This window comes from Streptomyces sp. NPDC014676, from assembly GCF_043084105.1.
Taxonomy (GTDB): domain Bacteria; phylum Actinomycetota; class Actinomycetes; order Streptomycetales; family Streptomycetaceae; genus Streptomyces.
This window is the reverse complement of the sequence record NZ_JBIBZI010000013.1, coordinates 22,908-46,840: the sequence shown is the minus strand read 5'-3', so window position 1 is coordinate 46,840 and position 23,933 is coordinate 22,908. Positions and strand designations below refer to the sequence as shown.

Genomic DNA, 23,933 nt, shown 5'->3' with positions numbered 1-23,933 from the left:
CCGAGCAGGCCTTCGCATCCTTTCGACCCATGAGGAGAAGACCGCCCATGACCGGATCCGACGCCGCGCCCGCCCGCATCGACACCAGCAGGCCGCATCCGGCCCGGGTCTACGACTGGTGGCTCGGCGGCAAGGACAACTACCCGGTCGACGAGGAACTGGCGCGGAGGATCCTCGCGGCGGACGGCACGGTGTTACGCGGGGCGCGGGCCAACCGCCGGTTCATGCACCGGGCCGTGCGCACCGTCGCCGGGGCGGGGATACGCCAGTTCCTGGACATCGGCACGGGCATCCCCACGGAGCCCAATCTGCACCAGGTGGCGCAGGGCGTCGCCGCGGAGGCCCGGGTGGTGTACGCGGACAACGACCCGATCGTGCTGCGGCACGCCGAGGCGCTGCTGCACGGCACCGCCGAGGGCAGCACGCGGTACGTGCACGCCGATGTGCGGGACGCGGACACGCTGCTGCGCCGGGCCGCCGAGTCGCTGGACCTCGGCCGGCCCGTGGCGCTGTCGCTGGTGGCGCTGACCCACTACCTGGACGACGACCCGGACGGCGACGACGTGTACGGCCTGCTGGAGCGGTACACGGCCGCGCTCGCGCCGGGCAGCTTCCTGATCCTCTCCCAGGTCACGCCCGATCTGAACCCCGAGGCCGTCGGGCAGGCGGCCGAGCACTTCCGGCGCGGCGGTACGCCCTTCCACCCGCGCTCGCTGGCCGCGTTCTCCCGCTTCTTCACCGGGCTCGAACTGCTGGGCCCGGGAGTGATCCCGGTACACGGGTGGCGTCCGGAGGCGGAGGACGTGGCGGCGCAGGCGGAGGGCATCGTGCCGGTGTACGCGGGGGTCGCCCGCAAGCCCTGACCGGTGCGGCGTACGGCGGTCAGGCCGCGCCGTCCTCGCGCCGGCCGGTGTCCTTGTCGTCGTCGACGATCTCCGCGTCGACGACGCCGTCGTCGTCCTGCGGCGAGGTGTGCTGTGCGGTGCCCTCCGAGGGGGTCTGCTGGGCCTGCGCGTACATCGCCTGGCCCATCTTCTGGCTGACGGAGGCGAGTTTCTCGACGGCGGCGCGCAGTCCGGCCGTGTCGGAGGACTCCTGCTCCAGCAGCCGCTTCACCTCCGCGACGGCCGACTCGACCTCGGCCCTGGTCCCGCCGGGCACCTTGTCGCCGTTGTCCCGCAGGAACCGCTCGGTCTGGTAGGCGAGTTGTTCGGCCTGGTTGCGGGTCTCGGCGGCCTCGCGGCGTTTGCGGTCCTCCTCGGCGTACTGTTCGGCGTCGCGCATCATGCGGTCGATGTCGTCCTTGGGGAGGGCCGAGCCGCCGGTGACGGTCATCTTCTGTTCGCGTCCGGTGGCGAGGTCCTTGGCGGAGACGTGCATGATCCCGTTGGCGTCGATGTCGAAGGCCACCTCGATCTGCGGGACGCCGCGCGGGGCCGGGGGCAGACCGGTGAGGTCGAAGACGCCGAGCTTCTTGTTGTAGGCGGCGATCTCGCGTTCGCCCTGGTAGACCTGGATGCCGACCGAGGGCTGGTTGTCGGTGGCGGTGGTGAAGATCTCCGAACGCCGGGTGGGGATCGTGGTGTTGCGTTCGATCAGCCGGGTCATGATGCCGCCCTTGGTCTCGATGCCCAGGGACAGCGGGGTGACGTCGAGGAGGAGCACGTCCTTGACGTCGCCGCGCAGGACGCCCGCCTGGAGGGCGGCGCCGAGGGCCACGACCTCGTCGGGGTTGACGCCCTTGTGCGGCTCCTTGCCGGTGAGTTCGCGGACCAGGTCGGTGACGGCGGGCATCCGGGTGGAGCCGCCGACCAGGATGACGTGGTCGATGGCGGAGAGCTGCACGCCGGCGTCCTTGACGGCCTGGTGGAAGGGCTTCTTGCAGCGCTCCAGGAGGTCCTCGGTGAGTTCCTGGAACTGGGCGCGGGTGAGCTTCTCGTCGAGGTGCAGGGGGCCTTCGGCGGAGGCGGTGATGTAGGGCAGGTTGACGGTGGTCTCGGTGGACGAGGACAGCTCGATCTTCGCCTTCTCGGCGGCCTCCCGCAGCCGCTGCACCGCCATCTTGTCCTGCGCCAGGTCGACGCCGTACTGCCCCTTGAAGCGTGTGGCGAGGTACTCGACGACGCGCTGGTCCCAGTCGTCGCCGCCGAGGTGGGTGTCGCCGTTGGTGGCCTTCACCTCGATGACGCCCTCACCGATGTCGAGCAGCGACACGTCGAAGGTGCCGCCGCCCAGGTCGAAGACGAGGACGGTGTGGTCGTTCTCCTTGTCCAGGCCGTACGCCAGGGCCGCCGCCGTGGGCTCGTTGATGATCCTGAGCACCTTCAGGCCGGCGATCTCCCCGGCCTCCTTGGTGGCCTGCCGCTGGGTGTCGTCGAAGTACGCCGGTACGGTGATGACCGCGTCGGTGACGTCCTCGCCGAGGTAGGACTCGGCGTCCCGGCGCAGCTTCTGCAGCACCCGGGCGGACAGTTCCTGCGCCGTGTAGCGGGTGCCGTCGACGGAGCCCTGCTCGGGGAAGCGCCAGTGCGCGTCGCCCATGTACCGCTTGACCGAGCGGGCGGTGCGGTCGACGTTCGTCACGGCCTGCCGTTTGGCGACCTCGCCGATCAGTACCTCGCCGTTCTTGGCGAAGGCCACCACCGAGGGGGTGGTCCGGGCGCCCTCCGCGTTGGCGATGACGGTGGGCTCACCGCCCTCCAGCACGGCCACCACCGAGTTCGTGGTTCCCAGGTCGATTCCGACCGCACGTCCCATCGCTGTCCCCTTCCGTCAGGGCACCTCTCCGGACTTCCAGCACAAAACTTGAGCGGCTTGTTGTCAATAGTTTGAGCGGATGGTTGTCAACGGTCAACGGGAGGGGTGATCGCGCAGGGCCACGGCACGGCGGGGACGGTCGGTGATCAGCACGTCCACGCGCGGATCGCCGAGGAAGCCGCGCAGCGCCGCGTCCTCGTTGACCGTCCACACCATGGTGAACAGCCCGCCCCGCGCGGCCTCGCGCAGCACGCCGGCGCGGGCCAGGCGCCAGTGCGCGGCGACGCCGTGGGCGCCGCAGGCGCGGACGCGGCGCAGGGGCAGCAGCTCGCCGATCCGGGTCCGCACCAGCCGGCCCCGGCCGATGTCCTTGCCGTCCCGGCCGAGGGACAGCACGGTGCGCACGCGCGGGCGGGCGGCGGTGAGGGCGGCGACGGAGCGGTCCTCGAGGGTGGTGGCGACGAGTCCGTCCTCGCCGAGCAGGGCGACCGCGCGGTCGATCAGCTCCCGCTCGTGGCCGGTCTCCTTGAGGTCCAGATGGGCGACGAGCTTCCCGGCGACCAGCTCCATGACCTCGTCCACGACGGGCACGGGGTATCCGGCGCGGTCGTTCAGCTCGGCGTGGGTGAGCGTGGACAGCGGCGGGCCGGTGCGGCGTACGCGGGGATCGTGGTGGACGACGAAGACCCCGTCCGCCGTGCGCCGTACGTCGAACTCGACGTACTCCGCGCCGGACGCGAGCGCGTCCTGGTACGCCTCCCAGGTCGCCGGGGCGGCGCGTTCGGATCCTCCCTGGTGGGCGGAGACGGCGGGGCGTGGCGTCATGGTGGTGCGGCTCCGGGGCGGGACGTGCCGCAGGCCGCCCGGGAGGGAGCGGCCTGCGGTGGTGCGGTGCGGCGAGCGGGTCAGGCGAGCTTCGCCGTCAGGGTGATGTTCGTGCCCTTCAGTGCCTGGCTGACGGGGCAGTTCACCTTGGCGTCCTCGGCGGCGGCGACGAAACCGGCCTCGTCCAGGCCGGGGACGGTGCCCTCGACGGTGAGGTGGATGCCGGTGATGCCCTCACCGGGCACGAAGGTGACGTCGGCGGAGGTGGTCAGCTTGGTCGGCGGGGTGCCGGCCTTGTCGAGACCGTTGGAGAGGGCCATCGAGAAGCAGCTGGAGTGCGCGGCGGCGATCAGCTCCTCCGGGCTGGTCTTCCCGTTCGCCTCCTCGGCCCGCGAGGCCCAGGTGACCGGCTGCTCGGCGATGCTGCCGGAGGAGTCGAAGGCGACGACCCCGCTGCCCTTGAAGAGACTGCCTTCCCAAACGGTGTGTGCGGAGCGCGTGGCTGCCATGACGCATCCTTTCGAAAATGTCCGGCCGTGTGTCCGGCGGTGCTCGGTCCGGGCGCCCGGATCACCGGGTGCCCGCCCCCATCCGATCACATCACGGCTCAGCTCACCCGGAAGACGGGCCCCCTCGCGGTGAACGGCAGCCGCGCGCCCCGCGGGATCAGAGTCGCCGATGCGGCGAGGCGTGGCGGTCAGGATCAGCGATTGAAGTGCTCTCCCGGCTGAAGGCCGGGAGATTCCTGCTTACCTTGCGGTAGCAGGCTTGACGCGCTTGGCGCGCCTGACGACTGCCCTCCCGGCAGCCGGGACGAGCGCGAGGCCCGTCCGGTACAGGTGCAGGACGTTCCGGGCCGCGTTGTGGTCGGCGTTGCCCGACCAGCCGCAGTCCGGGTTCTTGCATACGAACACGGCCTGGGACTCCCGGCTGCCAGGTGTGGTGAGACCACAGGCGGAGCAACGTCGAGAGGTGCCAGGGGCGGAGACCTTGACCAGGGTGCCGCCGAGCCGGGCGGTCTTGTACGTCAGCATGGTGACCGTGCGGCCCCATGCCTCCCCGCTGATGGAGCGGTTCAGTCCGGATTTCTGGGCGACGTTCTTCCCCGGTGCCTCGATGGTTCCCCTGGCCGATGTGACCATGTTCGTGATGGTGAGTGCTTCGACCACGACGGTGCCGTAGGTGCGGGCGATGACGGTGGTCGTGCGGTGCTGCCAGTCCAGGGCCCGGCGCTTGGCTTTCGCGCGCAGTCCTGCGATCCGGTCGTAGGTGCGGTGCAGCCGGCGGCTGGTGCTTTCGCCGGATCTGCGGTGCTTCTTGCGCTGCGCGGCGCGCTGCTCCAGGTGCAGGAGCTTGGCTTTTTCCTTCTGTGTCAGCCACTCGCCGTGCTCGAAGGTTTCGCCGTCGGAGAGGGCCAGGGGCACGGTGACGCCCATGTCGATGCCGATGTCCGGGCCCGGGTGGGGTTCGGGCTTGTCCTGAAGGGTCTGGACGCGGAAGGCGATGTGCCAGCCGAGTGCGTCCTTGACCAGCCGGGCCCCGGTGATCCGGTTCTCCGCGTCGGCGCGCTTGCCCACGGGCAGGTCTTTGGTCCACCGGAAGCGGACCCGTCCCACCTTGGGAACGTTGACCATGCCCCAGCGGCGGTGCACACGGGTGATGTTCAGGTCCCGGCCCTGCGGGATGTCCACGGACATCACCGTACGGAAGCGACCCTTGAAGTTCGGGGCGTCGGCACGGTGCTCCCAGCAGTTCTTCCACGCCTGGAAGTACGTCTTGAGTACCGTCTGCGCGGCCTGCGCGGGCAGGACGGTCAGGAAGTCGATGTCCTTGCGGGCCTGGCGGATTGCGGCGTCCGCGTTCGCGAGAGTCCGCTTCTCCTTCGGCATCATCTGCCACCACGCGTGGAGCAGGTTCCACAGGGTGCGGGCCGCGTGTGCCTGATCATCCGCTGCACGAATTCCGGCAGGAGACAGCGAAAGCCGGGCGCGATGCCCGAACTGCCGCTTGACCAGGATGCCTTGCCTCACAATCGAGAACCTAGCATCGGTTTATGTCGCCGCGCTGGAACCCTGATCCCGATGTCAGAACCGGTCGCCACGTTGTCCATAGCCTGCACATTTACTTGACTTTTGTCACGAAGTACCGGCGGAATGCGTTCACCAACGTCATACTGACCCGCACCGAAAAAATCATGCGGGAGGTCTGCACCGACTTCGAGGCCGAACTGAAGCAGTTCAACGACGAACAGGACCACGCCCACCTGCTCGTGCACTACCCGCCGAAAGCCCAGCTCTCCAAACTGGTCAACTCCCTCAAAGGCGTCAGCTCCCGCAGGCTCCGTCAGGAGTACGACAACCATGTCCGCCGGTACCTGTGGAGCGAACACTTCCGGTCCGGCTCAAGGATGGCCTTCACCCCCCTGAAGGGCGGACCACTGACAAGATCAGAGCAGAACACCTGCTGCGCGCGCGAAGTGGCTGCGTTGAGCGCACCCAGGAACGACAGTGCGGCTCATCGCGGGTGATCGCGTCCGGCGGGCAAAGCGCCGAGCAGCCGTCCCGGGTCTGCGGCACGCTGATTAGGCTCTCCGGGCGGGCTGGGTGCCCAGCAGACTCACTTCGGTTACGGTGGCCACGCAAATTTCTGCCAATCACCCGCTCTTGAGAGTACGGACGTACAACGGCCCCGCGGCCCGGCTCAGGCCGCGCGCTCCTGGTCCGGGACCGCGGGCGATTCCGCCTCGTCCGACTCGGTCAGCCAGCGGCGCAGCACCCGGTGGACCTGTTCGGCGCCGGTGAGGTCCGCTCCGTCGTGGACGGGTGCGGACAGCGCGAGGGGGGAGAGCAGGAAGGGGCGGGACTGGGCGCCGCCGAGGCCGCCGTGGGAGCCGATCTGCTCCTCGAAGGCGAGGACCTCCCCGTCGGCGGGGTCGTGGAAGGAGTTGACCATGATGTCGGCGGTGTGCGGGAAGGTGTGGGTGCGGCGCACGGCGTCGGCGGCGCCGGGGCCGAACGCGGCCAGCGGGCCGGGGTTGTCGTCCAGCTCGTCCAGCGGTATCTCCGCACCGTACGCGCCGAGGACGACCCCGCCGTGGCGTTCGCTGCGGACGAGGAGGAAGCCGATGCCGGGGTGGTTGGCGAGGGTCGCGAGGAGCGCGGGGTGGCGGGCGTCGATCTCCTCCTTGGTCATCCGGTGCGGTACGTCCGGGAAGGAGACCAGGCCCAGGTTGCCGGAGGCGAGCACGATCGGCTCGGAGCCGCGCGAGGGGCGGTACTGCCCGGCGCCCTCCTCGACGGGCCGGCGCAGCGCCGCGCGGACGGCGGCGCGGGCCTCGGCGCCGCTGTGGGTGCGCCCGGCGCGGCGCGGCACGGGCAGTCCGCAGCCGGCCCGCACCAGGTCGCCGAGGGTGAGGCCGTAGCGGGAGCGGAAGGTCTCGCCGGGGCTCTGTCCGTGGTCGGAGAGGACGACGATCCGGTAGGGGCGGGGGGCGTGCTCGGCGACGTTCTCGATCAGGGCGAGGGCGCGGTCGAGGCGCTGGAGGACCTTGTCGGTGTCCCGGCTGGTGGGACCGGAGTGGTGGGCGACCTCGTCGTAGGCGACCAGGTCGGCGTAGACGGCGGTGCGGCCGGCCAGCAGGTCGCCCGTCACGGCGGCGGCGACGACGTCCCGTTCGACGACGGTCGCGAAGGCCCGGACGAACGGGTAGAGCCCGCCGCGCGAGACGCGCGGGCGCTGCTCCCGCAGCCGGGCCCGGGTGGACTGGCCGATCTCCCGGCCCACCTCGGCGACGAAGGACAGCGCGGTGCGCACGGCGTTGGCGGGGTCGGAGAAGTAGGCGAAGTAGCCCGCGCGGGAGCGGGCCGCCGGGCCGCGGCGGCGGGTGGCGATGGAGAGCACCAGGGCCTGTTCGCCGGCGCCGCCGCTGAAGAGGTTGCCGCGGCTGGCGCCGTCGGTGGCGAGCAGTCCCGCGTGGCCGGAGTACTCGATGGCACGGGCCTGGAGTTCGGCGGCGCTGGTGGGCCGGTTGCAGACCATGACCTCGCGGCGGGCCTTCTCGTACCAGCGGAAGGCGGGGACGTCGTGGTTGCTGCCGTGCAGGATGCCGAGCTGGCTGGCGCCGGTCTGGCTGGACCAGTCGGTGCGCCAGGGGGTGAGGCGGTGGGAGGGGCGGTCCCCGCCGGTGCCGGTGCCCAGCCAGCGGGCGACGGTGGGCATCAGTCCCTTGTCGACGGCGGCCAGCAGCACGTCGTGGCCGACGCCGTCGAGTTGCAGGAACACGGTGCCGGGGGTGGCGGGGCAGGGCGGGGCGGAGCCCCGTCTGCGGTCGGCGAGGCGGTAGAGGCGGCGGCGGTAGGCGTCGTCGTCGCGTACGGCCAGGGCGGCGCCGGTGGCGGAGGCGACGGCGGACATCACGGCGGCGACCACGACCGCCGTCTCCGGGGCCGCGGTGCCGCGTTCGACCGGAGTGACGTGCAGCGCCAGCCACAGCAGGGCGCCGTTGAGGAAGAACACCAGCAGGCCCAGGACGAGCGCCGGCACGAGCAGCAGCAGACGCACCAGCAGCGGCCAGACCAGGGCGGAGAGCAGACCGAAGGCTCCGGCGCCGAAAGCGGCGGTGACCGCGATGTCCGTGGCGCTGTCGCCGTCGGCCGAGCGCAGCCGGAAGTCGGGCAGGATGCCCGCGAGCAGCAGCATGGTGAGGGTGGAGACCGCCCACACGGCGACACTCCGCCCGATCTGACTGGCGACCCGTCGCCACCGCCCGCCACCCACGCCCCGCGCACCTCACGTCCCGGCCGACCTGGCCCTTCCCCACCCTGTCACAACGGCCGGACGGGGCGTTTCGTCCCCGGTCGCGCGGGCCGTCCGCGGCTCAGCGGCCGTCGTACCCGGCCGTCGGCAGCGACAGCCGCCGGTGCACACGGGCCTTCATCTCCGCGTCGTACGACGGTTCCGCGCGGCCGACCGTCTCCACGCGCACCCCGCGCCGCGCGCACTCCCGCGTGAACTCCTCCACGGAGGACAGCGCGCGTTCCAGTACCCGCAGGCTGGGCGCCACGAACAGATCGGCCCCGGGCCGCACCCCGTCCCACAGCGCACCGTGGTCGGGCCGCAGTCCCCGTACGAGGAGTTCCCGGGCCACCACATAGCCGTGCTCGGCGGCCCAGCGGGCGCACATGGCGTGCTGGCCGCGGGAGTCCACCAGGAAGGGATCGGCGTCCAGTTCCTCCAGCGGCGTCAGACTCGCGATCGCCGTCACCCGCACCGGCCCCATGGCGCCCCCTCACCTCCGGTTTCGCCGCCGACCCTACTCCTGCGCGTAGGCTTCGGGGAGTCGCGCGAAGGGGGCGGAAGAGGTGCCGGTGGAGGTCACCTGGTGGGGTCACGCCACCTGCACGATCGAGGACTCGCACACCCGTGTGCTCACCGACCCCCTGTTCGCCCGCCGGCTCGCGCATCTGCGGCGCCGGCGCGGTGCGGTGCCGCCGGCCGAGGCCCGGCACGCGGACGTGGCCCTGGTCTCCCATCTGCACGCCGACCATCTGCACCTGCCGTCGCTGGCCCGGCTCGCCCCGGGTACGCGCCTGCTCGTGCCCCGGGGCGCACCACGCGCGGTGCCGGGGCTGCGCCGGCTCACGCATCTCGGGGTGAGCGAGGTGGCGCCCGGCGATGTGACGCGGGTCGGCGGACTGGTCGTACGGGCCGTGCCCGCGCGGCACGACGGGCGGCGGCTGCCGGTCGGGCCGCACCGCTCCCCCGCCCTCGGCTACGTCCTGGAGGGCGAGGCGCGGACGTACTTCGCCGGGGACACCGGCCTGTTCGACGAGATGGCCAAGGAGGTCGGGCCGGTCGACGTGGCGCTGCTCCCGGTGGGCGGCTGGGGTCCGTACCTGGGCGAGGGCCATCTGGACGCGGGGCGCGCGGCCGAGGCGCTGGCCCGGCTGGGGGCGTCCAGCGCGGTGCCGGTGCACTACGGCACGTACTGGCCGATCGGGATGGACGCCGTGCGCCCGCACGAGTTCCACGCGCCGGGACACGAGTTCGAGCGGCAGGCGGCCCGGCACGCGCCCGGCGCGTCGGTGCACCGGCTGGAGCACGGGGAGCGCGTGCGCCTGGAGGTCGCGCGGTGATCCTTCCCGCCGCCCTGGGCCGGGCGGCCGGCGCGTCCCTGTCGTCGGTGGCCGCGTCGGCCTCCGTACCGGCCGTGGCGCCCGAGTTCACCCAGCAGGCCGTCGGCTACCCCTCGCTGTTCCTGCTGGTGCTGATCGGCGCGCTGGTGCCGGTGGTGCCGACGGGCGCGCTGGTCAGTTCGGCGGCCGTGGTCGCCTTCCACCGGGCGGCGCCGCTCTCGATGGCGCTGGTGTTCGTGACGGCGTCCCTGGCGGCGTTCCTCGGGGACATCGCGCTGTACTGGCTGGGGCGGCGCGGGATGAGGTCGAGGAACGGCTCCCGCTGGCTGGAGGCGATCCGGGAGCGCGCCCCGGAGGACCGGCTGGCACAGGCGCAGCACAAGCTCGCCGACCACGGGGTGGCGGTGCTGGTGCTGTCCCGGCTGGTCCCGGCCGGGCGGCTGCCGGTGATGCTGGCCTGTCTGGTCGCCAAGTGGCCGGTGCGGCGCTTCGTGCGGGGCAATCTGCCGGCCTGTCTGGCCTGGGCGGCCACGTACCAGCTGATCGGGGTGCTCGGCGGTTCGCTGTTCGACCGGCCGTGGCAGGGCGTCCTGGCGGCGATCGTGCTGACGGTGCTGATCAGTGTGGCCCCGGGGCTGTGGCGGCGACTGCGGGGAACGGCCACCGGGTGAGATCCCGGGGGCGGCCCGGGTCAGGCCGGGGTGCGGGAGCCGCCCGCCGGGAAGGTCCCCCGGGTGCTCGCGCGGCGGGCCCGCCCGCTGCCGAACGGCGTGCGCCGCCCCCTCCGGGGCGCAGGGGACGTCGGCCGGTCATCGGCGGGGGTCGTCGGCGCCGAGGGGCAGGCGGCGAGTCCGTCCGGGGTGGGGCGCGGGGGCGCGACTGCGGGCCGGCCGTCCGCGTGGCCGGCCCGCAGTCGCGTCATCGGGGGGACTCCCCTCGCCCGGCGTCGTCGCGGAGTTCGCCGAAGACCGCTGTCAGTCTGCTCAACGCGTGCCGTACCCGCGGCAGTTCCAGGGGCGCGGGTGACGTCAGGCCCTCCGCGCGCAGTTCCGGGGTGTCGCCCAGCAGCGGGGCGGTGGACAGCCGTACGCGCGGTGCTTCGAGGTCGTCGCCGAAGCGGTGGCCGCCCGGTGCGGGCATGCCGAGCCGGGTGGTGAGGAAGTCCTCCAGCTCCTGGGCGTCACCGATGCCGTGCGCGCGGAGCGCGGGGGCCAGGGGGGTGAGGTCGACGTACAGGTGCCGGCCGCAGCAGGGGGGCCGGGCGAGGGCGCCCGCGGCGACGACGGCGTGGTGCGCGGCGGCGGCCACGCGCGCGTGCAGGCGTACGGCGGCGGCGACGCGCGCGGTGACCGGCCCGGGTTCGGACAGCGCGTACACCGCGGCGGCGGCGACGGGGGAGGCGACGCGCGCGTCGAGCGCGGTGAGCACGTCGAGCACGCGCGCGTGGAGGGCGTTCCCGTCCTCGCCGGCCGGGAAGCGGGCCACCGCCGCCGGCCAGCCCGGCGGGAGCAGGGCGCCGGCCAGGTCGGTGACGACGGTGACCCGGTCGGGCAGCATCTCGGCGGGGCTGAGCAGCACGGTGCCGTGCGGGTCGTGCAGGGTGTCGCGCCAGGTCTCGTCGCTGACCAGGTGCAGCCCCTCGCCGACGGCGGCCTCCAGGGTCTCGTGCAGCAGCTCGGGCGGGGTGACGCCGGCGGTGGGGTCGTCGGCGACGGAGAGCACCAGCAGGCGCGGGTCGCTGCCCTCGGCCCGTAGCCGGCGCACGGTCTCCAGCAGGGCGTACGGGTCGGGGACGCCGCCGCTCTCGGCCGGGGTCGGCACATGGAAGGCGGGGCGGCCGAGCAGGCGGGCGTAAGGGGCCCACCAGGCGGCGCAGGGCCGGGGCACCAGGACGTCGCCGCCGAGGGCGGCGGTCAGCGCCACCAGCAGGGCGGGGGCACCGGGGGCGACGGCCACCCGGTCGGGGGCGGCGGGCAGTCCGCGCCGGTCGCCGTAACCGCAGGCCGCGTCCAGCAGGGCGGGTCCGCCGCCGACCGGTTCGGCGTCGGCGCGGGAGGCCGCGGCGGCGAGTACGGCGGACAGCTCGGGCAGGACGGGCAGCCCGTCCTCGGGGAGCGCCGGCCCGAACCGGACGGGGCCGTGGCCTTCCGGATCCGTCCGCCGCATCCCTACCTCCACGCGGTTCCCCGGCGCCGTGCCCGGCGCCGGCTCGTGTTCCAGGTCCTGTCGTCACGTCCCCGCCGTCCGGTGCGCGTACGGAGAGAGTGCGCGCCGGGTGTCGCCGGGCGGGCGGGGGCCGGACGACGGGCCCACGCCAGTCAGTACCCAGCGTGCCGCGCGCCATGGGTGCCGGGTGGAGCGCGCCGTTCGCACGCGGCGCGGGGCGGCCGGCGTCAGCCGTCCGCGCGGGTGGTGCGGTCGCGGTACACGCGGTGCGCGGCGGCGCCGAACGCGCCCGCGATCAGCAGTCCTCCGGCGGCCAGCGCGGGCACGGAGTCGGTGAAGGCACCGCCCGCGCCGGCGTGGACGCCCTGGTGCGCGGGGGCGGTGGGGCAGGGGGTGCCTTTCGGGTCGGTGGGCCGGGACCCGGTGGGCCCGGGCCTCAGGGCCTTGGGTTCGACGGCCTCCGGGGCGGCGGGGTCGCTTTCCTGGGGAGCGGGGATCTCCGCCCCGAAGCCGGGTCCGGCGTCGGCGTCGGCGTCGGCGTCGGCGTCGGACTCGCCGTCCGGTCCGGCACCGAACTCGGCTTCGGGCTCGAATTCGTCCAGCGCCGTGCGCTTCGGTACGACCGCCTCGGACCCAACGGGGCCGCTTTCCTGGGGAGCGGGGATCTCCGCCCCGAAGCCGGGTCCGGCCTCGGCGTCGGTGCCGGCGTCGGTGCCGGACTCGGCATCCGGTCCGGCACCGAACTCGGCTTCGGGCTCGAATTCGTCCAGCGCCGTGCGCTTCGGTACGACCGCCTCGGGCCCGGCGGGGGCGAGGGCGGTGTCCGGTTCCCCCACGTACCCCTCCGGCCGCGGGCAGGGCGAGGGGGAGGCGGTGCCCCAGGAGGCCCCGTCGTCCGGAACGGTGCCCGCCGACGCGGCCGGTGCGAGCACCACGAGGGCGGCACCGGTGGCGGCGGCGAGGGACAGGGCACGGGCGGTGCGGCGCATGGTGCGGGCTCCTTCGAGCGACGGCGGGGGCACGGCGTTCGGTCACGCCCCACAGCCATCACAGCCCCATCGCCGCCGCGCCGCCCGCCGCCGGACACCATTGGCGGGACCGGACACACCCGGGCGGGTGAAGGGCCCGCGCTACGCCTCCCCGTCCCGCATGACCTGCTCCCGTACCCGGCCGCAGCAGCGGCTGATCAGGCGGGAGACGTGCATCTGCGAGATGCCCAGCTCCTCGGCGATGCCGCTCTGCGTCATGTCGCCGAAGAACCTCATGTAGAGGATGGCCCGCTCCCGCTCGGGCAGCGCGGCCAGCCGTTCCTTGACGGCCTCGCGGTCGATGACGGTGTCCAGCGCCGGGTCGGGCGCGCCGAGCACGTCGCCGAGCGAGCAGCCGTCGTCGCTGCCGGGCAGCTCGGCGTCCAGGGACAGCGCGGAGAAGCTCTCCAGCGCCTCCTGTCCGGTACGGACGTCCTCCTCGCTCAGATCGGCGTGCTCGGCGATCTCGGCCACGGTCGGCCGGCGGCCGGAGGTGGTCTGGGACAGGTCCTGGGAGGCGTGCCGGACACGGTTGCGCAGCTCCTGGACCCGGCGCGGCACGTGCAGGGTCCACATGTGGTCGCGGAAGTGCCGTTTGATCTCGCCGGTGACGGTCGGCACGGCGTAGCTCTCGAACGCGTTGCCCAGCCCGGGGTCGTACCGGTCGACGGCCTTGACCAGGCCGAGCGCGGCGACCTGGCGCAGGTCGTCGAGGTTCTCTCCGCGGCTGCGGAAGCGTCCGGCGAGGCGGTCGGCCATGGGGAGCCAGGCCTCGACGATCTCGTCACGGAGCGCGTCCCGCTCCGGGCCCGGGGGCAGTGCGGCGAGTCGGCGGAAGGCGGCCGCGGTGTCGGGGGCGTCGTCGTGCGGGTGTTTCGTGGTCGCTCGGGTCGGCATGGTGCGTCGCAGCTCCCTCGGGGCCGGGTCCTGTCGTCGCGTTCCCGTCGTCCGCCCGAGGGGGGCGGACCCGGTGACGTCCGGTGCGCGCGGTCGTGAAGCGCCGAAGCACCCTCGACGGGGGGCTCCCCTCCGGAGGGTGCGTGCCGGGCGTCGCCGGTCGGGCTGGGGTGTGACGACAGGGCCTGGGGGACGGGCGGTCACCGCGGTGGGCGCTCCGGTCGGGAACAGGTGCGCCCGGAGCGGCGCGACGCCGCCTCCACGGACGTGCCTCCTGTCCGAAGCACTGGAGGTGCGCCTGCCCCCGTTTCACCGTCCCAAACTCCCCAACCGGGGTTCGGGCGGTTCGGCCTCGGGCGGTGCGGGCGGGAGCACGACATCCTCGTAGCGGCCCAGCATCAGGATCACGCCGAGCATGAGGGGCGGGATGAGCACGGCGAGCACCGCCATGGCCTGTCCTTTCCGGGAGGCACGTGGGGGGCGTGGGATGCGGGTCTCCCGCCTTCCGGCGGCCAAACCCCGGCCCGTGACGATCCGGCACCCGAACTCCCGTGTCGCCCTCCGCTCCCCGGGTACGCGGTGCGCACCCCGAAGGATCTGGAGGGAGACATGCAGCGAGGCAGCGACCGGCTCAGCGTCCACCGCGACGACGAGATGAAGCACGAACTGCAGGGTCTGCTGCGGTCCGGGCACCCCACCCGTACCGAGGAGTGGCACGACCCGGAGCCGTTCGCCGACGACGACCCCGAGGTCGCGCACGGCCCGGTGACGCCGGGCCGCGGCCCGACGTCACTGGAGTCGGTGCGGCTGGAACTGGCCAGGATCCTGGGCCGCGGGGCGTTCCCCGCGGGCCCGCGCGAGCTGATGCGCGCCCTGGACCGGCGGTACGCGCCCGACGTCCTCATCGAGGCGTTGGAGCGGCTGCCGCACAAGGCCCGTTACAACAGCGTCCAGGAGCTGGCCGAGGCGCTGACCCGGTCCCGGGAGACGGAGACCGCGTAACGGCCCGCCGGGGCACCGCGGCCGGTCCGCGGTGCCCCGGCGGCCGGGATCGACAGGGAGGGCCTCGGTCATGGCCGAGTTCGTCAAGGACGTGATGACTCCGGGCGTGGTCGCCGTACGCCCGGACGCCTCGATCGTCGAGGCGGCGCAGCTGATGCGCACCCAGAACATCGGCGACGTGGTGGTGGCGGACGGGCAGCGGGTCGTCGGCGTGCTCACCGACCGCGACATCACGGTCCGCGCGGTCGCCCGGGGCGCGGATCCGCTCGGGACGAGCGCGGGGTCGGTGTGCACACCGGACCCGTTGACGCTCGCCCCGGACGATCCCGTGTCCTCGGCCGTCGCCCTGATGCGGGAGCACGCGATACGCCGGATCCCGGTGGTCGAGGGCGGTCTGCCGGTCGGGCTGGTGAGTCTCGGCGATCTGGCCGAGGCGCGGGAGCCCGGCTCGGCGCTGGCCGACATCAGCCGTGCGGAACCGGACGGGAAGAGCTGAACGAGCGGAACGAAGGGACGTAGTGCCATCATGCGAATCGCATTCCTGACCGCGCCCGAGGGTGTCGAGCAGGTGGAGCTGACCGAGCCGTGGCAGGCGGCCGTGGACGCCGGCCACGAAGCCGTGCTCGTGTCGACGGGCCCCGGGAAGATCCAGGCGTTCAACCATCTCGACAAGGCGGACACCTTCCCGGTGCAGGAGGTCGTCGGCGAGACGTCGGCGGACTCCTTCGGCGGTCTTGTGCTGCCGGGCGGGGTGGCCAACCCGGACTTCCTGCGCATGGACGACAAGGCCGTCGCGTTCGTGCGGGACTTCTTCGAGCAGGGCCGGCCGGTCGCCGCGATCTGTCACGCCCCCTGGACCCTCGTCGAGGCCGACGTCGTCCGGGGCCGGGTGCTGACCAGCTGGCCCAGCCTGCGGACCGACCTCCGCAACGCCGGCGCCACCTGGGTCGACGAGCAGGTGAAGGTCTGCGACCACGGGCCGAACAAACTGGTCACCAGCCGCAAGCCGGACGATCTGAAGGCCTTCTGCGAGACGTACCTCGAGGTGTTCGGGGCCGAGCAGGCCTCATAAGAGGCCGGGCAGGCCCCGTAAGGGCCCGGGGCCCGGGACGTACGGGCCCCGGGCCCGGGATCAGGTGCCCGGGGTCGTGGGTGTCGTGGTGTCCGCGGCACTCCGCTCCCGGGCACCTTCGCGGGTGCGGCCCGCGGCCACCGGGCGGCGCGGATTGCGGCGCAGGTACTCGCCCTCCAGCTGCGCCATCCGCTCGTTGTGGGCGCGCAGCGCGTCGTTGGAGCCGTACAGCAGTGTGTCGTGGCGCGTGCGGTGGATGGTCTCCAGCTCCTTCATGAGCTGCTGGTCGTCCAGGCGGTCCGGCTCGACTCCGGTCATCGTGGTGCCCCGCTCGTCGTGTGTGTCCATACGGTCCGGGTACCCGCCCGGCCGGTACAGGCACTACTCCGAACGGCAACCGGGAGGGAGCCATGGAACTCGCTTTCCTGCATCCACTCTACGAACGTCCCGGCCCTTGGGCCTCCGTCTACGTCGACACCTCCCGGCACACGGAGCACACCCCTCAGGAACGGCATCTGACGGCGCAGGCGATGGCCCGGGAGCTGGCCGGCCAGGGCGCGGACGAGGCGACCTGCCAGGCGGTGCGCCACGCGCTGGAGGATCTGCGGCACTCTTCCGAACCGCACGGCCGCGCGCTGTTCGCCCGGGACGGTGAGGTGGTGCTCGACCCGCCGCTGGCCCGGTCCCCGCAGCGCGACTGGGCCCGGTGGGCGCCGCTGCCCCGGGTCGCGCCGCTGCTGGAGCTGGCCGGCGAGGACCCGGTGTGCGTCGTCGCGTACGTCGACCGCAGGGGCGCGGACTTCGAACTGCGCAGCGCGCTCGGCCGGGACGACGCCGGCGGTGTCACCGGGCGGCAGTGGCCGCTGCACCGGACCGGTTCCGTCGACTGGTCGGAGCGCCACTTCCAGCTACGGGTGGAGAACACCTGGGAGCACAACGCCGCGGAGATCGCCGACGCGCTCGCCGTCTGTCACGAGGAGACCGGCGCCGATCTGCTGATCCTGGTCGGTGACGACCGGGAGCGGCGCTCCGTGAGCGAGCGGCTGCCGCAGCGGCTGCACGACCTGGTGGTCGAGGCCTCGCGCGGCGCCGGCAGCCGGCTGCTCGACGAGGACGTGGAGCGGATCCGCGCGGAGCACATCCATGACCGTGCCGCCGCCGAACTGGAGCGGTTCCTCGCCGCCCGGAGCCCCGACGACGAGGGCCGCGCGAGCGCGGTGGAGGGTGTGCCGGCGCTGGTCGAGGCCGCGCGCGAGCACCGGATCGACGAGCTGCTGATCCGGCCGGACGGGCCGGACGCGCACCGGGAGGTGTGGATCGGTGAGGACCCGGACCAGCTCGCGGTGCGGCGTACGGACCTGAAGGTGCTCGGTGAGCAGAACTCCTGGTCGGCGCGGGCGGACGACGCGCTGATCCGGTCGGCGGTCGCGACGGACGCGCCCGCGCTGTCGGTGTCCCTGGCGCCGGGCGTGCCGGACGACGCACCGGTCGGCGGACTGGGCGCGCTGCTGCGCTGGAAGTGAGCCGCTCTAGCGCACCCGTTCCACCCGGCGTTCGTCCCACACCGGTTCGGGGGTCTCCCTGACACGGCCGTCGCTCCCGAAGACCAGGAAGCGGTCGAAGGACCGGGCGAACCAGCGGTCGTGGGTGACGGCGAGAACCGTGCCCTCGAAGCCCTCCAGGCCTTCCTGGAGGGCTTCGGCCGATTCCAGGTCGAGGTTGTCGGTCGGCTCGTCGAGGAGCAGGGCCGTGACGCCCTGGAGTTCCAGGAGCAGGATCTGGAAGCGGGCCTGCTGGCCGCCGGAGAGCCGGTCGAAGGTCTGCTCGGCCTGCTGGGTCAGCTCGTAGCGGCGCAGACGTGACATGGCGGCGCCCCGGTCCTGGGAGTGTTCGGTCCACAGGATGTCCAGGAGGGTGCGGCCCAGCAGTTCGGGGTGGGCGTGGGTCTGCGCGAAGTGCCCGGGCAGCACGCGTGCGCCGAGTCTCCAGTTCCCCGTGTGGGTCACGTCGTCGCCGGCGAGCAGCCGCAGGAAGTGCGACTTGCCTGAGCCGTTGGAGCCGAGCACGGCGACCCGTTCGCCGTAGAAGACCTCCAGGTCGAAGGGTTTCATCAGGCCGGTGAGTTCGAGCCCCTCGCAGGTGACGGCGCGGACACCGGTACGGCCGCCCTTCAGGCGCATCCTGATGTCCTGTTCGCGCGGGGGCTCCGGCGGGGGTCCGGCCTCCTCGAACTTGCGCAGCCTGGTCTGGGCGGCGCGGTAGCGGGACGCCATGTCGGGGCTGTTCTCGGCGGCCTGGCGCAGCGTCAGGACCAGCTTCTTCAGCTGGGCGTGCTTCTCGTCCCAGCGGCGGCGCAGCTCCTCGAAGCGGGCGAAGCGCTCCTGCCGGGCCTGGTGGAAGGTGGCGAAGCCGCCACCGTGCACCCAGGCGTCGGCGCCCGCGGGACCCGGCTCCAGGGAGACGATCTTCCGGGCGGCGCGGGCGAGGAGTTCGCGGTCGTGGGAGACGAACAGGACGGTCTTGCGGGTCTCGGCGAGCCGTTCCTCCAGCCAGCGCTTGCCGGGTACGTCGAGGTAGTTGTCCGGCTCGTCGAGCAGCAGCACCTCGTCGGTGCCGCGCAGCAGCGCCTCGAGGACCAGGCGCTTCTGTTCGCCCCCGGAGAGGGTGCGGACCTCGCGCCACTGCGCCTTCTCGTACGGCACGCCCAGCGCGGCCGTGGTGCAGATGTCCCACAGCGTCTCGGCCTCGTACCCGCGCGCCTCGGCCCAGTCGGCGAGGGCCTGCGCGTACGCCATCTGGGCGGCCTCGTCGTCCACCGTCATGATCGCGTGCTCGGCGGCGTCGACGGCGCGCGCGGCCTCGCGGATCCTGGGCTGCGCCACGGACACCAGCAGGTCGCGCACGGTCGTGTCGTCCCGTACGGAACCGACGAACTGGCGCATGACGCCGAGGCCGCCGGTGACGGTGACGGAGCCGCCGTGCGGCTTCAGCTCGCCGGCGAGGAGGCGCAGCAGGGTGGTCTTGCCCGCGCCGTTGGGTCCGACGAGGGCCACGACGGCCCCCTCCCCCACCCGGAAGGAGACATCGCCCAGCAGCGCCCTCCCGTCGGGGAGGCAGTACTCGAGGTGCGCGGCTTCCAGATGACCCATGGTGGGGATTGTGCGGGGCCGTCGGCGCAGGGGGCAAACGGGTTTCGAGCGGAATGGTGTCCATGATGCGAAACGGCGGTCTCATCATGCGGCCGGCGGGCGTAGCGTGAGGGTCCTCCTACGAGAGTGGAAGGGGTGGGTTCGTCATGCCGGAAGCGCGGGAGACCGCCGTCTACACGCATGGCCACCACGAGTCGGTGCTGCGGTCGCACACCTGGCGGACCGCCGAGAACTCGGCGGCGTATCTCCTCGGGGTGCTCGAGCCCCACATGCGGATCCTGGACATCGGGTGCGGGCCCGGCACCATCACCGCGGACCTGGCGGGACTCGTTCCCGACGGGCACGTCACCGGTCTCGACCGGGAGCCGGGGATCCTGGAGCAGGCCCGGGCGGTGGCCGGCGAGCGGGGGCTGACGAACACCGACTTCACGGTGGGGGACGTGCACGCGCTGGACTTCCCGGACGACACGTTCTGCGTGGTCCACGCCCATCAGGTGCTCCAGCACGTGGGCGATCCGGTGGGGGCGCTGCGCGAGATGCGGCGGGTGACCAGGCCGGGCGGGTTCGTCGCCGTCCGGGACTCGGACTACGCGGCGATGACCTGGTACCCCCTGTCGGCGGGCATGGACGACTGGCTGGACCTCTACCGGCGGGTGGCCCGGGCCAACGGCGGCGAGCCGGACGCCGGGCGGCGGCTGAAGTCCTGGGCGCTCGCCGCCGGCTTCACGGACGTCACCGCGACCTCCGGCACCTGGACCTTCTCGACTCCCGGGGAGCGGGCCTGGTGGAGCGGCCTGTGGGCGGACCGCACCGTGGCGTCGGCCTATGCCGAGCGGGCGGTCGACGGCGGCCACGCCACCCGGCAGCAGTTGCGGGAGGTGGCCGGGGCGTGGCGGGAATGGGGCGAACGGGACGACGGCTGGTTCAGCGTGCTGCACGGCGAAATTCTCTGCCGCAAGGACGTCTGAACCGCGTTTTCCGGGACATCAGGATGTCAGGAGGTAGACATTATGGTTCCCATTCTTCTGGTCCTGCTGCTGGCACTGATCCTTTTCGGTGCCGGATTCGCGGTAAAGGTTCTCTGGTGGATCGCCCTGGCGGTTCTGGTCGTGTGGCTCCTGGGGTTCTTCATGCGCAGTACGTCGGCGGGCGGAGGCAGGAGCCGGTGGTACCGGTGGTGAGATGACGGGAAATCCCCGGGACCTCTCGGTCCCGGGGATTTTTCGTGCCGGAATTCGATCCGGTGATTTCCTGTGCCGGGCTCGGTCCCGGGAGCCGTGCCGGGCTCAGTCCCGGGGAAGCAGCGGTCCGAGCGGCCCGAGGTCCAGGTTCAGGTCCTCGGGCCGCAGTCCGTAGCGGTTCCGCAGCTCCGCCATGCGGTCCTCGAGCAGCATCAGGGTGAGCCCGACCCGCTCCTCCTGCTCCTCGGTCAGGTCCCCCTCGTCGAACCGGCGCACCGCCTGCCGCTCCATGAGCTGGCGCAGCAGCTCCACGACGGTGAGCACCAGCTTGATCAGGTCGCGTTCGACCGTGTCCGGCTCCAGGTCCAGGCTCCTGCTCCGGCTGCCGTGCGGTTCGATGTGCGGCTCGACGTGCCGGTCGTCGGGGGCTGCCGTCACAGCGACTCCTCGAAGGGGGACGGGACCCGCGCGTTCACCGAGCTGATGAGCGCGTTGAGGTCGATACGGACCAGGTCGACGTCCGCGATGCGCAATGTGATGTCCCCTTTGATGACGACCCCGCCGGCCAGGAGCCGGTCGAGCAGGTCCACCAGGGCTATCTCGCGGCGTTCGACGACGGTCACGGGCCCTCCTCCTCGGCGATATCCTCACCGGCGAACGAATAGGCGGCCCAGGGGCCGGTGAGTTCGACACGTATTCCGGGCGCGCCGTCCTTCGTGCGGTCCACCTTTTCCACGAATTCCTCGGAATTCACCCGGGGGACGAGGTAGGCGGCATTGAGCACATTGCGCCCGGAGGCGCCGGAGAGTGTGGGATTCTGCGGTGCGTGCAGCCGGGAGTCCTCGGCGGCCCCGGACAGGGTCTCGTGCAGCCGGGTCGCGAACGTCTCGGCGCGCTGCCACAGATCGTCCTGCGATTTCGTCCGCTCCCGCCGCTGCCGCAGATAGTCCCGGCCGGACACCGGTTTCGGCGCGGGCGCGGCGGGGGCGTCCGGTGTCCGGTCCGGCTCGACGTACACCTTGACGCCCCACTCGACCCGGCCCTCCAGCCGGTCCAGGGTGCGCAGGAAGCTCTCCTCGCGTGCCTCCATCATGGTCCGTACGCCGCTGTCGTCGCGGAACACGGTGCCGAGCCGCAGCGGCAGCGGGGTCGTGACGGTGGTGAGCGCGTCGATCACGCCCTGGTGGGCGCGGGCGACCGCGGTCAGCCAGTCGAGGTCCTCCAGATGCGCGCGCAGCGGTTCCTCCGCGAAGTCCGCCTCGGGCACGTGGCTGACGACGGCCACCAGGCCGTGGTGGGGCAGGAGCCGGGGCGGATCGCCTCCGACTCCGGTCAGTTGCGCCTGGAGCGGCGTGCCGTAGGGGCGGCAGACCGCGTAGACGTACCGCAGTCCGGTCACGGGCCCTCCTCCTGGACGCGGCGGGGCGCCGGCCCCAGTTCCTCCAGCCGGGCCAGCCGTTCCCGCAGCTCAGCGTTCTCCCTGGCCAGTTCGTCGCGCCGGGCGCGCGAGGAGAGCGCCGGGTCGGACTCCCACCAGTCGATCCCCATCTCCTTCGCCTTGTCGACGGAGGCGACGACGAGGCGCAGCTTGATGGTGAGGAGCTCGATGTCCAGCAGGTTGATGCGGATGTCCCCCGCGATCACGACGCCCTTGTCGAGCACCCTCTCCAGGATGTCGGCGAGATTGGCGCCGCTGCTCTGGCCGTACGGCTCGGGAAGCCGGCTGGGGGTCGTCATCCGCGGCTCCGGCTCTCGGGCCGCTCGTCCTCGACCTCGTCCTCGTCCTCGTACGTGTACTCGTCCTCCGGGTACTCGTCCTCCTCGGACTCCTCCGGTTCCTCTTCCTCTTCTTCCTCGTCCTTGTCCTCGTCTTCGTACTCGTCCTCGGGCTCCGGCTCCGGCTCCGGCTCCGGCTCGTACTCCTCCTCGGGCTCGTCCTCGTACTCGCCCTCGGGCTCCTCTTCCTCTTCGCGGTCGTCGGCGGAGGTCTCGTCCTCCTCCTCGGCGAGGGCGTCCTCGTGGCTGCGGACGACCTCGCCGTCGCGGATCTCGCCCCGCCAGCTGTCCTCGGCCTCGCCCTTGAGGGTGATGAAGCGGGCGAAGTGCTTCAGGTCGAGCCGGGCGCGACGGCCCTGGGCGCGCCAGATGTTGCCCGTCTTCTCGAAGAGGCCCGAGGGGTAGTACTCGATGACCAGCAGGACCCGGGTGAGGTTGTCGGCGAGGCGGTGGAAGGAGACGACGCCCCTCGTCGTGCCCTTGGCGCCCTCCGAGGACCAGGCGATGCGGTCGTCGGGGACCTGCTCGGTGGTCTTCGCCTTCCAGCTGCGGTTGGACCACCAGATCTTCGCCTGCCAGTCCGACGTGGTGTCGTCGGACTTGCCGGCGCTCTTGACGCCCTTGGCGAAGGTGCTGAAGTCCTGGTACTGGGTCCACTGGTCGTACGCGGTGCGCAGCGGGACCCCGACGTCGATGTACTCCATGATGACGGTGGGCTTCTGGCCGGCGGACTTCTTGCGCTTGCCCTTGCCGCCGCCGCCCAGGCCCTTGAGCGCGCCCATCACGTTGTCCTTGGCCCGTGAGGCACCGAGTTCGACGGCACTGCGCAGCGGGCTCTTGCCCTCGGCGAGCTTGCGGCCGCCGTCGAGGGCGAGCTTGGCGAAGCCCGGGCTGTTGCCCTCGGCGATGTCGTTGAGCTTGTTCGTGGTCTCGCCGAGCTTGTGGCCGAGGCCGGTCAGCAGCCGGGTGGCCTGGGCCGCGAGGTAGTCCTGCAGCTCGGCCTTGAGCCGGTCGGCGGCCTCGCTGTGGGCCACGCCGGCGAGCGGGTTCTTCGCCGCCCCGTTCGCGCTGTCACGCGCGGCGGAGCCGGCCCGTCCGAGGGTCTCGGTCATCGCTCACCGCCTCCCTTCGCCGTGCGGGAGCGGGCGCCGCGGGCCACGGCCGCGGTCTTCTTGGCGGCCGTCTTCTTCGCCGGAGCCGTCTTCTTCGCCGCCGCCTTCTTCACGGGGACGGCCTTCTTCGCCGGAGCCTTCCTGGCCGGCCGCTCGGAGGCCGGCTCGTCCGGCTGCTCCCGGTCCTCCGCCGGCGCGTCCTCGCGTCCCTCGTCCTCGGCGTGTTCCGCGTCGGCGTCGTCCCGCGGGCCGGCGCCCGTCAGCCGGTCCCGCATGCCGGCGGTACGGCCGTGCAGCCGGTCGGCGAGGGAGTCGAGCTGCCGCTCGACCAGCGCGCCGGAGGCCGCCTTGCCGACACCCCGCAGCTCACCGCGGAGCTGATCGCCGATCTCCTTGAACTGCGGGTTGTCCCGAAGCTGCTGGGACACCAGGTCCGCGACCATGCGCGGACTGAGGTTCAGCTTCTTGCCCGCCACCAGGCCGCCGACGGCGACCGCCATCTTCAGTTTCTTCGTCCGTCCGAGGAGGTATCCGGCCCCGATCGCGAGGCCCAGTCCCATGCGGTTCATCGTGGTGCCGTCCCGTCCCCTGTACCCGCGCCGGTGCGCGTCGCTGTCTCCAACCGGTCGAGGAGTTCGTCCTCCTGCCGGTCGAACTCCTCCTCCGTGATCTCTCCGGCCTCCAACCGCTCCTCCAGCCGGGCCAGTTCGGCCCGTATCGTGGCGGGGTCGTAGTAGATGCGCTCCGCCTCCCGCAGCACCTGCCGGATGGCCCAGCCGCTGCCGCGCACCGGGGCGAACGGCAGCAGCAGGACCTCCGAGATCAGGCCCATGT

29 protein-coding genes are annotated in these 23,933 nt (G+C 72.7%); 10 read left to right on the top strand and 19 right to left on the bottom strand.

Annotated elements, in window-relative coordinates; translation table 11 throughout:
- The first annotated feature begins 47 nt into the window (after positions 1 to 47).
- A complete protein-coding gene (locus ACF1DX_RS29825) occupies positions 48 to 863 on the top strand; it encodes an SAM-dependent methyltransferase (RefSeq protein WP_391794223.1) in 816 nt (271 codons plus the stop codon).
- Between the two features lie 19 nt (positions 864 to 882).
- On the opposite strand, the gene dnaK is transcribed toward ACF1DX_RS29825, so the two are convergent.
- The 4 genes from dnaK to ACF1DX_RS29805 form a co-directional block, all read right to left on the bottom strand.
- Complete coding sequence (gene dnaK, locus ACF1DX_RS29820; protein WP_391794222.1) at positions 883 to 2,757, bottom strand: molecular chaperone DnaK; 1,875 nt, start codon at positions 2,755 to 2,757, stop codon at positions 883 to 885.
- Between the two features lie 93 nt (positions 2,758 to 2,850).
- Positions 2,851 to 3,582, bottom strand: a complete 732-nt coding sequence (locus ACF1DX_RS29815) for a glycerophosphodiester phosphodiesterase family protein (RefSeq protein ID WP_391794221.1) — start codon at positions 3,580 to 3,582, stop codon at positions 2,851 to 2,853.
- An 80-nt stretch (positions 3,583 to 3,662) separates the two neighbouring features.
- Positions 3,663 to 4,091 (bottom strand): OsmC family protein, encoded by a 429-nt coding sequence (locus ACF1DX_RS29810; protein ID WP_030856337.1) that lies wholly within the window; start codon positions 4,089 to 4,091, stop codon positions 3,663 to 3,665.
- A gap of 240 nt (positions 4,092 to 4,331) precedes the next feature.
- Positions 4,332 to 5,558, bottom strand: coding sequence for an RNA-guided endonuclease InsQ/TnpB family protein (locus tag ACF1DX_RS29805; RefSeq protein ID WP_391794347.1), 1,227 nt, complete (start codon positions 5,556 to 5,558; stop codon positions 4,332 to 4,334).
- A 77-nt stretch (positions 5,559 to 5,635) separates the two neighbouring features.
- Here ACF1DX_RS29805 and tnpA point away from each other — a divergent pair, with 77 nt between their 5' ends.
- The gene (tnpA, locus tag ACF1DX_RS29800; RefSeq protein ID WP_391794220.1) at positions 5,636 to 6,109 is read left to right on the top strand and encodes an IS200/IS605 family transposase; all 474 of its coding nucleotides are present in this window, start codon (positions 5,636 to 5,638) and stop codon (positions 6,107 to 6,109) included.
- 173 nt (positions 6,110 to 6,282) lie between these two features.
- On the opposite strand, the gene ACF1DX_RS29795 is transcribed toward tnpA, so the two are convergent.
- Both ACF1DX_RS29795 and ACF1DX_RS29790 read right to left on the bottom strand, forming a co-directional pair.
- A complete protein-coding gene (locus ACF1DX_RS29795; RefSeq protein WP_391794219.1) occupies positions 6,283 to 8,358 on the bottom strand; it encodes a phage holin family protein in 2,076 nt (691 codons plus the stop codon).
- Between the two features lie 100 nt (positions 8,359 to 8,458).
- On the bottom strand, positions 8,459 to 8,860 hold the full coding sequence (locus ACF1DX_RS29790; RefSeq protein WP_391794218.1) for a hypothetical protein: 402 nt from the start codon (positions 8,858 to 8,860) through the stop codon (positions 8,459 to 8,461).
- 82 nt (positions 8,861 to 8,942) lie between these two features.
- Here ACF1DX_RS29790 and ACF1DX_RS29785 point away from each other — a divergent pair, with 82 nt between their 5' ends.
- Both ACF1DX_RS29785 and ACF1DX_RS29780 read left to right on the top strand, forming a co-directional pair.
- Entirely contained in the window at positions 8,943 to 9,716 is a 774-nt protein-coding gene (locus ACF1DX_RS29785; protein WP_391794217.1) for an MBL fold metallo-hydrolase, read from the top strand.
- 47 nt (positions 9,717 to 9,763) lie between these two features.
- Entirely contained in the window at positions 9,764 to 10,387 is a 624-nt protein-coding gene (locus tag ACF1DX_RS29780) for a DedA family protein (RefSeq protein WP_391794346.1), read from the top strand.
- Positions 10,388 to 10,634: 247 nt separating this feature from the next.
- On the opposite strand, the gene ACF1DX_RS29775 is transcribed toward ACF1DX_RS29780, so the two are convergent.
- The 4 genes from ACF1DX_RS29775 to ACF1DX_RS29760 form a co-directional block, all read right to left on the bottom strand.
- A complete protein-coding gene (locus tag ACF1DX_RS29775) occupies positions 10,635 to 11,882 on the bottom strand; it encodes an aminotransferase class I/II-fold pyridoxal phosphate-dependent enzyme (protein WP_391794216.1) in 1,248 nt (415 codons plus the stop codon).
- 227 nt (positions 11,883 to 12,109) lie between these two features.
- Complete coding sequence (locus tag ACF1DX_RS29770; protein WP_391794215.1) at positions 12,110 to 12,871, bottom strand: hypothetical protein; 762 nt, start codon at positions 12,869 to 12,871, stop codon at positions 12,110 to 12,112.
- A gap of 141 nt (positions 12,872 to 13,012) precedes the next feature.
- A complete protein-coding gene (locus tag ACF1DX_RS29765; protein ID WP_391794214.1) occupies positions 13,013 to 13,807 on the bottom strand; it encodes an RNA polymerase sigma factor SigF in 795 nt (264 codons plus the stop codon).
- Between the two features lie 309 nt (positions 13,808 to 14,116).
- Positions 14,117 to 14,257: a hypothetical protein gene (locus tag ACF1DX_RS29760; RefSeq protein ID WP_391794213.1), complete on the bottom strand. Its 141-nt coding sequence runs from the start codon at positions 14,255 to 14,257 to the stop codon at positions 14,117 to 14,119.
- A 159-nt stretch (positions 14,258 to 14,416) separates the two neighbouring features.
- On the opposite strand from ACF1DX_RS29760, the gene ACF1DX_RS29755 reads away from it, so the two are divergent.
- The 3 genes from ACF1DX_RS29755 to ACF1DX_RS29745 all read left to right on the top strand — a co-directional run bounded on the left by ACF1DX_RS29755 (position 14,417) and on the right by ACF1DX_RS29745 (position 15,881).
- Positions 14,417 to 14,809, top strand: coding sequence for a DUF2795 domain-containing protein (locus ACF1DX_RS29755; RefSeq protein WP_391794212.1), 393 nt, complete (start codon positions 14,417 to 14,419; stop codon positions 14,807 to 14,809).
- 70 nt (positions 14,810 to 14,879) lie between these two features.
- A complete protein-coding gene (locus ACF1DX_RS29750) occupies positions 14,880 to 15,305 on the top strand; it encodes a CBS domain-containing protein (protein WP_030856357.1) in 426 nt (141 codons plus the stop codon).
- A 30-nt stretch (positions 15,306 to 15,335) separates the two neighbouring features.
- Positions 15,336 to 15,881, top strand: a complete 546-nt coding sequence (locus tag ACF1DX_RS29745; RefSeq protein ID WP_391794211.1) for a type 1 glutamine amidotransferase domain-containing protein — start codon at positions 15,336 to 15,338, stop codon at positions 15,879 to 15,881.
- A 60-nt stretch (positions 15,882 to 15,941) separates the two neighbouring features.
- Here the strand turns inward: ACF1DX_RS29745 and ACF1DX_RS29740 are convergent, their stop codons facing one another.
- Positions 15,942 to 16,229, bottom strand: coding sequence for a DUF6158 family protein (locus ACF1DX_RS29740; protein ID WP_030856360.1), 288 nt, complete (start codon positions 16,227 to 16,229; stop codon positions 15,942 to 15,944).
- A gap of 62 nt (positions 16,230 to 16,291) precedes the next feature.
- Here ACF1DX_RS29740 and ACF1DX_RS29735 point away from each other — a divergent pair, with 62 nt between their 5' ends.
- Positions 16,292 to 17,404: a Vms1/Ankzf1 family peptidyl-tRNA hydrolase gene (locus tag ACF1DX_RS29735; RefSeq protein ID WP_391794210.1), complete on the top strand. Its 1,113-nt coding sequence runs from the start codon at positions 16,292 to 16,294 to the stop codon at positions 17,402 to 17,404.
- Positions 17,405 to 17,410: 6 nt separating this feature from the next.
- On the opposite strand, the gene ACF1DX_RS29730 is transcribed toward ACF1DX_RS29735, so the two are convergent.
- A complete protein-coding gene (locus ACF1DX_RS29730; protein WP_391794209.1) occupies positions 17,411 to 19,030 on the bottom strand; it encodes an ABC-F family ATP-binding cassette domain-containing protein in 1,620 nt (539 codons plus the stop codon).
- 146 nt (positions 19,031 to 19,176) lie between these two features.
- Here ACF1DX_RS29730 and ACF1DX_RS29725 point away from each other — a divergent pair, with 146 nt between their 5' ends.
- Entirely contained in the window at positions 19,177 to 19,998 is an 822-nt protein-coding gene (locus ACF1DX_RS29725) for a class I SAM-dependent methyltransferase (protein ID WP_391794208.1), read from the top strand.
- Positions 19,999 to 20,040: 42 nt separating this feature from the next.
- The gene (locus ACF1DX_RS29720) at positions 20,041 to 20,211 is read left to right on the top strand and encodes a hypothetical protein (protein ID WP_030856366.1); all 171 of its coding nucleotides are present in this window, start codon (positions 20,041 to 20,043) and stop codon (positions 20,209 to 20,211) included.
- Between the two features lie 105 nt (positions 20,212 to 20,316).
- Here ACF1DX_RS29720 and ACF1DX_RS29715 read toward each other — a convergent pair whose 3' ends face one another.
- Genes ACF1DX_RS29715 through ACF1DX_RS29685 form a run of 7 tightly spaced genes read right to left on the bottom strand, consistent with a single transcriptional unit; the run spans position 20,317 to position 23,931 of the window.
- Entirely contained in the window at positions 20,317 to 20,649 is a 333-nt protein-coding gene (locus ACF1DX_RS29715; RefSeq protein WP_391794207.1) for a gas vesicle protein K, read from the bottom strand.
- On the bottom strand, positions 20,646 to 20,834 hold the full coding sequence (locus ACF1DX_RS29710) for a gas vesicle protein (RefSeq protein WP_073931264.1): 189 nt from the start codon (positions 20,832 to 20,834) through the stop codon (positions 20,646 to 20,648). Before ACF1DX_RS29710 ends, ACF1DX_RS29715 begins: the two co-directional genes overlap by 4 nt.
- Entirely contained in the window at positions 20,831 to 21,610 is a 780-nt protein-coding gene (locus tag ACF1DX_RS29705) for a GvpL/GvpF family gas vesicle protein (protein WP_391794206.1), read from the bottom strand. Before ACF1DX_RS29705 ends, ACF1DX_RS29710 begins: the two co-directional genes overlap by 4 nt.
- A complete protein-coding gene (locus ACF1DX_RS29700; protein ID WP_391794205.1) occupies positions 21,607 to 21,948 on the bottom strand; it encodes a gas vesicle protein in 342 nt (113 codons plus the stop codon). Before ACF1DX_RS29700 ends, ACF1DX_RS29705 begins: the two co-directional genes overlap by 4 nt.
- Positions 21,945 to 23,099: an SRPBCC family protein gene (locus ACF1DX_RS29695; RefSeq protein ID WP_391794204.1), complete on the bottom strand. Its 1,155-nt coding sequence runs from the start codon at positions 23,097 to 23,099 to the stop codon at positions 21,945 to 21,947. Before ACF1DX_RS29695 ends, ACF1DX_RS29700 begins: the two co-directional genes overlap by 4 nt.
- Positions 23,096 to 23,668, bottom strand: coding sequence for a DNA primase (locus ACF1DX_RS29690; protein ID WP_391794203.1), 573 nt, complete (start codon positions 23,666 to 23,668; stop codon positions 23,096 to 23,098). Before ACF1DX_RS29690 ends, ACF1DX_RS29695 begins: the two co-directional genes overlap by 4 nt.
- Entirely contained in the window at positions 23,665 to 23,931 is a 267-nt protein-coding gene (locus ACF1DX_RS29685) for a gas vesicle protein GvpG (RefSeq protein WP_030856376.1), read from the bottom strand. Before ACF1DX_RS29685 ends, ACF1DX_RS29690 begins: the two co-directional genes overlap by 4 nt.
- Between the last annotated feature and the right edge of the window lie 2 nt (positions 23,932 to 23,933).